7 protein-coding genes are annotated in these 6,294 nt (G+C 43.2%); 2 read left to right on the top strand and 5 right to left on the bottom strand.

What is annotated here, in order from left to right; all coding sequences use genetic code 11:
• Window positions 1–248 precede the first annotated feature (248 nt).
• Together zwf and pgl are read left to right on the top strand one after the other, a co-directional pair.
• On the top strand, window positions 249–1,778 hold the full coding sequence (gene zwf, locus Q0502_RS02235) for a glucose-6-phosphate dehydrogenase (RefSeq protein ID WP_298646609.1): 1,530 nt from the start codon (window positions 249–251) through the stop codon (window positions 1,776–1,778).
• A 137-nt stretch (window positions 1,779–1,915) separates the two neighbouring features.
• Window positions 1,916–2,635 carry a 6-phosphogluconolactonase gene (gene pgl, locus Q0502_RS02240; protein ID WP_298646612.1) on the top strand — a complete coding sequence of 240 codons (720 nt, stop codon included), beginning with the start codon at window positions 1,916–1,918 and terminating at the stop codon, window positions 2,633–2,635.
• A gap of 15 nt (window positions 2,636–2,650) precedes the next feature.
• Here pgl and Q0502_RS02245 read toward each other — a convergent pair whose 3' ends face one another.
• From Q0502_RS02245 to lptB, 5 genes are all read right to left on the bottom strand, one after another.
• A complete protein-coding gene (locus Q0502_RS02245; RefSeq protein WP_298646615.1) occupies window positions 2,651–3,535 on the bottom strand; it encodes a hypothetical protein in 885 nt (294 codons plus the stop codon).
• A gap of 124 nt (window positions 3,536–3,659) precedes the next feature.
• Window positions 3,660–4,061, bottom strand: coding sequence for a hypothetical protein (locus Q0502_RS02250; protein WP_298646618.1), 402 nt, complete (start codon window positions 4,059–4,061; stop codon window positions 3,660–3,662).
• Between the two features lie 215 nt (window positions 4,062–4,276).
• Window positions 4,277–4,837: a peptide deformylase gene (gene def / locus Q0502_RS02255; protein ID WP_298646620.1), complete on the bottom strand. Its 561-nt coding sequence runs from the start codon at window positions 4,835–4,837 to the stop codon at window positions 4,277–4,279.
• Window positions 4,838–4,847: 10 nt separating this feature from the next.
• Entirely contained in the window at window positions 4,848–5,276 is a 429-nt protein-coding gene (gene ruvX / locus Q0502_RS02260; protein ID WP_298646621.1) for a Holliday junction resolvase RuvX, read from the bottom strand.
• A gap of 4 nt (window positions 5,277–5,280) precedes the next feature.
• Window positions 5,281–6,042 carry an LPS export ABC transporter ATP-binding protein gene (gene lptB, locus Q0502_RS02265; protein ID WP_298646623.1) on the bottom strand — a complete coding sequence of 254 codons (762 nt, stop codon included), beginning with the start codon at window positions 6,040–6,042 and terminating at the stop codon, window positions 5,281–5,283.
• Window positions 6,043–6,294: the final 252 nt, after the last annotated feature.

Here is a 6,294-nt window from a genome sequence, read left to right on the forward strand (position 1 = left end):
CTTCATCTGAGCATCAGACAAAACGGGAGTCAAAATGAAAACGGTTTCGTAATTGTTCATACTAATTTAATTATTAATTCGTTAATTAAAAAAATTTCGAGCGGCAAAGATACAATAAATTATCCAATTCTCAAAACGATAACGATGACAACTTTTTAGACGTACATTTGTTATCCTTTATATCGTAATTGCACGTATTCGTTAAGCTAAATGAATAGAGGCCGAACTTGTATAATTGAATTTCAAAAATGAAGAAAACAACCAACCAGGCGCTGGTAATTTTCGGCGCGTCGGGAGATCTTACGTACCGGAAACTGATTCCTGCCGTGTTCGACCTGTTTATGAACGATTCACTACCGGAAGGATATGCAATCCTGGGAGTGAGCCGGACTGAACTCACGGACAAACAGTTCCGCAAGAAAATGAAAGAAGGTATACGGCAGTTTGCTTACTCTAAGGAAGCTGATGAAAAGAAGATAGACCGTTTTCTCTCCTCCATATTTTACCTGAGTATCGACACCGCAAAGGGAGAGGAGTATATACATGTGAAAAAGAAACTGGACGAACTGAACAAGAAATTCCATCTCGGCCAGAATTATATCTTTTATCTCTCTACACCGCCCTACCTCTACCCCCTCATTCCCAAATTTTTATACGGGCAGGGGCTCACATTGCAGCAAAAAGGTTTCCGGAGAATTATTATTGAGAAACCTTTCGGGCACGACCTTTCATCGGCCATCCAACTGAACAGACAATTGCTGGAATTTTTTCAGGAAGATCAGATTTACCGTATCGATCACTACCTGGGCAAAGAAACCGTGCAGAATATGCTGGTGACCCGTTTTGCAAATGGTATCTACGAACCGCTCTGGAACCGCAACTATATTCAGCACGTCGAGATCACGGCTGCCGAGAGCGTCGGAGTGGAAAACCGCGGCGGTTATTACGATGAGTCAGGTGCACTGCGCGACATGATCCAGAACCATTTGCTTCAGGTCTTGTCATTAGTAGCCATGGAACCACCGAACAAAATAACCCCTGACGAGATCCGTTATGAGAAAATGAAGGTATTCCGCTCCCTGCGCCCGTTGAGCAAGGGCGACCTGAAAAAGAATGTGATCCGTGGGCAATACACCGAAGCGACCGTACGGGGAAAACATTACAAGAGTTATCGCGAAGAAGCCAATGTAAAGATTGATTCGCGCACGGAGACCTACGCCGCGATGAAGATATATATCGATAATTGGCGCTGGGAAGGAGTACCTTTTTATATTCGCACGGGAAAACGGCTGCCCACACAGGTATCGGAAGTGGTCATACATTTCAGGCCGTCGCCACAGAGGCTGTTCAAATCGGCCGATGAATCGTCCTATTCCAACAATCAGCTCATCCTCCGTATCCAACCCGATGAAGGTATTCTGCTGAAAACCGGGATGAAAGTTCCCGGAAGCGGCTATGAAGTCAAATCGGTCAATATGGATTTTCATTATTCGGAACTGAACGATCATTATATACCCGGTGCCTATGAAAGGTTGATACTCGACTGTATGGCGGGCGACAACATGCTCTATATGCAGGGTGAAGCGGCCGAAGTGACCTGGAGGTTCGTGCAGCCCATCCTCGATTATTGGGAGAACGACAAAGATGCGCCCCTGCACGGTTATCCCGCGGGGTCCTGGGGACCGGATATAGCAGACGACCTTATCGAGGGAAAAGAAAATACCTGGCGCTACCCATGCAAAAATCTGGCGGAAGATGGGATATATTGTGAATTATGATTTGACTGTGTCGATTTTCAATTCAGATTCAAGATTTCAGATTCAAGATTCAAGATTCAGGATGGGGGATACAGGATGGGGGACTGATGCTTAACAGTAGGGAATGGACAATGGATAATTAGTAATTAACAAAAAGGATGGAGATACAAATTTTTAAAACACAGGCCGATCTGAACCATGTATTTACCGATAGGGTAAAGGAGATCATATCGGAAAAGGGAACAGTAACGGTCGCCCTGTCGGGCGGCTCCACTCCCAAATCACTGTTTGACTACTGGGCGCACCTGCCGGAAGGTGAAATAGGCTGGGAAAAAATCAGGTTTTTCTGGGGTGATGAGCGCTGCGTACCGCCCACCGACGATGAAAGCAACTACAAAATGACAAAAGAGCATCTGTTTGATTTCGTGCCGGTGCCGGATGAAAATATTTTCCGTATCCAGGGGGAAAATGATCCCGGATCGGAAGCCGGGAGGTATGGCGAATTACTCGGCCGTAAACTGGAAACGATTGACGGCGTACCCTCTTTCGACATCATGATGCTGGGCATGGGGGACGATGGGCATACCGCCTCCATTTTCCCTCACGAGATAGTACAGTGGAACAGCCCCGGGAATTGTGTAACCGCAACTCATCCCGTAACTGGGCAAAAACGGGTAAGCCTCTCCGGCAGGGTGATCAATGCCGCAAAGAACGTCTTCTTTCTGGTGACGGGTGAAAACAAAGCCGATAAAGTGAAGGAGATCATAGAATATCCCTTGGAAGCGGCAAAAAAATATCCGGCAGCTCTCGTACAACCGGAATCGGGAAATCTTTGCTGGTTTTTGGATGAAAAGGCAAGTAAATTATTGAGAAAATAAACAAATTACTGACTTTTATTTCCTTCGGACTGAAAATATAAAATCAAAAAGTAATACATTATCAGATTCTTCTGACATTTTCTTTTTAATATGGTATTTTCGTTGCTTGATGATATTAATTTCTGTCGATCCAAAACATAAAGCTTTCGCAAAAGAATTGATAGGCAGCAATGATAGACAACATAATTTAATGTCATTTTGGGTTAGTTTGGCATCAATACCCCGTAAATCTTCCTGAAAATTTTCAAAAAGACTATCGAGTTCTCGTTGTAGCTGATCCTGTTTTTCATAACTCAAAACCCTCATATCTCTCCCTTTATTCTGTTTTTCCAGTTCTTTAATTTCTGCGTAAATTGGGGTTTGCTCAAATATCTTCGCCTGTAAAAGATAGGCATTATAGCTAAGTGATTGGCTTACATCTTTTTTTGATTGAATGGCGGAATTTAATTTTTCCAACTCAACAGTCCTCCTCTTAGAAAAAATAAACAAGTCTTTTTGCTGTAGGTAAATCAATAAAAGGATGATAAGGAGTAAAATTACACAGAAAAGGATCACAAGTTGAAGTTTTGTTTTATTCTGACGATCTATGGAATAAATGATATTATCTATATTTTCTTTGTGATTTCGAACCGAATCTTCAATCTCTATAGCACGATAAAAGAGAAGCATTGCATTTTTGTGATACTGTTCTAAATAATGTAGAGCTATATCATAATTTTGAAGCCGGGTTTCTATAAAATTCAGATACAAATACGATTCGGTCTTTATGGGTGTATCATTAGATTCGGCGCTTTTGAGCAAATAGATACGGGCTGAATCATAGTTCAATTTCTCTATACAATCTTTTCCTTTCCGTAAATATAAAGAATCTACCTGCAATTCACCCTCATTTTCAGGCATCTCTGTTTCGGGAGTATTTGTAAAAAAAATATTCCCGGAACAGAAATGCACAGACACTAAAATACAATATGCGATATTCAGAATTCTCACACTCAAATCGTGTGTTTTTGCATGATCAAAAAATCTATTCCACCCTTTCCCAGTTTTCAGAATTTTGCACTTTCCGGTCTTGGTCAAATTCAAGATATCCCGAAATAGACATTCTTTTTCCTTCTGTTTTCACCTCGTAAACAGCACTTTTTCCTTTCCAGTTTTTCATTCCCGGTAACGTATATAAGATAGTTTCGGTATAAATACCGTCTTTCAGCGTATAAGTCCCTCCAGCCCCGGATATTATATTTCCATCTTTATCAGACATCGTCCAGATAAAATGGGTGGACGTAATAAACTTTAAAGTAGTGTATCCTTCACGTACGGGATTACCTGAACTTTCCACCGCTTTCCATGTACCCTCTAAGTTTTGAGCACTCAACATGCAACTTGTTGCTATCAGCAACAACGTAAAAAAAAATGTTTTTGTTTTCATACGGACAATAATTAACTGATTAACACTATCTAAAATTAACTGATTAACACTAGGGCAAATATCGAAATAAAAGAAGAGTAATCCAAAGAAAAAAGGTTATATTACTCCACTGTAAAACTCTATATATCAAACAAAAATAAAAAAGAAAGTAAAAATAAATTGATATTTCCCGACGATGTAAATTAAAAATCGATATGATTACCTGGATTACAGTGTTATCTCACTGTTCTGATCTTGTATTCACAAGCCACTTTCCCTTTCTCCATATTGGAAAGCTTACCTTTGACCATCCTTTTGCGGAGCGGTGAAATTTTATCGATAAACAGGATCCCTTCTATATGATCGTACTCATGCTGGATCACACGCGCCATATAACCGGAGTATACCTCATCCTGCGCCTGCAGGTTCTCATCCAGGTACTGAATACGTATTTCATCTTCACGGGGCACTTTCTCGTGAATGCCGGGAATGCTCAGGCACCCCTCTTCCGCTGATTCCATCTCTCCATTCCGTTCGGTGATATGAGCGTTGATAAACACTTTTTTGAAATCTTTGAATTCAGGATGCTCTTCGCTCGCAAGCGGAGAGAGATCCACTACGAAAATGCGGTCTTCCAGTCCCACCTGCGGGCCGGCAAGCCCTACCCCGTCGGCACCATACATGGTTTCAAACATGTTGTCGATCAATTCTTTTAAATGGGAATAATTTTCAGGATCGATATCCTGTGCCACTTTTCGCAAAACCGGGTGTCCGTAAATATATATAGGTAAAATCATATTTTATTCTTCACTTTTCACTTTTTATTCTCCTGCTCTCCATATATCCCTGCAGGATGATGGCAGCACTGATTTCATCAATTAGCTCCTTGTTCCGGCGGTCTTTCTTTTTCAATCCGGCATCTCTCATTGTCTGCTCAGCCATTTTGGATGAAAACCGCTCATCGTAATATTCCACCGGAATACGCGGGTATAATTTTCTCAATCGGTTCACGAAAGGTTCCACCCGCTTCATATTTTCCGACGGTTTGTTGTTCATCTGCCTGGGCAGTCCTACCACAATACAGGACACCTCCTCTTTTTGCAGGTACTCACCCAGAAAATCGAAGATCCCCGATGTCTCCACCGTGGTCAGGCCATTGGCAATGATCTGCAAGGGATCGCTCACGGCTATCCCCGTGCGCTTTTTCCCGTAGTCGATGGAGAGAAGCCGTCCCATGGACTTAAGGAGCATTAAATATTCGTTTGCGCAACTCGAAATCGCGGCCCAGATACTTTTCCCTTACCACCGGATTGGCGGCCAGTTCCTCGGCAGTTCCCTGAAAAAGTACCTTCCCTTCAAAAAGCAGGTAAGCGCGATCGGTAATACTCAACGTCTCATCCACGTTATGATCGGTAATTAGAATGCCGATATTCCGGTATTTCAACTGAGCGACGATCGACTGAATATCCTGCACGGCGATCGGATCGATACCGGCAAACGGTTCGTCGAGCATAATGAATTTCGGGTCGATAGCCAGACAGCGGGCAATCTCCACCCGGCGACGTTCCCCACCCGAAAGGCGGTCACCGGAATTCTTTCTCACCTTCCCGAGGCCGAATTCATTGATGAGGCTCTCCAGTTTTGCCTTTTGTTCTTCGGACGATTTATCGGTAAATTCCAATACCGATTTGATATTATCTTCCACCGTCATTTTCCGGAAAATAGATGCCTCCTGCGCCAGATAACCGATCCCGTTCTGTGCACGTTTATAAACCGGAAAGCGGGTGATATTCCGGTTACCGATAAATATTTCGCCTTCGTTCGGCACGATCAGCCCCACAGTCATATAGAACGTGGTAGTCTTGCCCGCCCCGTTGGGGCCGAGCAGACCGACGATCTCACCCTGTTTCACGTTGATGGAGACATGATTCACTACCGTCCGCTTGCCGTACTTTTTTACCAGATTTTCGGTACGCAACGTCAGCGATCCATCCTGTCGCATACTATCCTCCGGTATCGTCTCGGTCTCTTGGGTTTCAACGCCGGGCGCTATGTCCTCTATCTTCTCATCCATTTACTCAAAACATTTCTGCAAAGTTATGAAAAAGTTGCGAGACTGTGAACATGTTTATGAAGAGACAATGACCTCGGCTCTTTCCACTTCACCCTTTACCGGCGGATGCAGTTTGGCCACCCTCACTTCAATGTCCGTTAATTGAGGATATTGTTCTTTCAATTTTCGAAATATGCGGCC

The organism is uncultured Proteiniphilum sp. (genome assembly GCF_937873925.1).
Lineage (GTDB): Bacteria > Bacteroidota > Bacteroidia > Bacteroidales > Dysgonomonadaceae > Proteiniphilum.

Coding starts and splice junctions, on each gene's coding strand:
- pgl (WP_298646612.1), top strand. CDS start 1,916: ATGGAGATACAAATTTTTAAAACACAGGCCGATCTGAACCATGTATTT.
- Q0502_RS02250 (WP_298646618.1), bottom strand. CDS start 4,061: ATGAAAACAAAAACATTTTTTTTTACGTTGTTGCTGATAGCAACAAGT.
- def (WP_298646620.1), bottom strand. CDS start 4,837: ATGATTTTACCTATATATATTTACGGACACCCGGTTTTGCGAAAAGTG.
- lptB (WP_298646623.1), bottom strand. CDS start 6,042: ATGCGACAGGATGGATCGCTGACGTTGCGTACCGAAAATCTGGTAAAA.
- Q0502_RS02245 (WP_298646615.1), bottom strand. CDS start 3,535: ATGCCTGAAAATGAGGGTGAATTGCAGGTAGATTCTTTATATTTACGG.
- zwf (WP_298646609.1), top strand. CDS start 249: ATGAAGAAAACAACCAACCAGGCGCTGGTAATTTTCGGCGCGTCGGGA.
- ruvX (WP_298646621.1), bottom strand. CDS start 5,276: ATGGGACGGCTTCTCTCCATCGACTACGGGAAAAAGCGCACGGGGATA.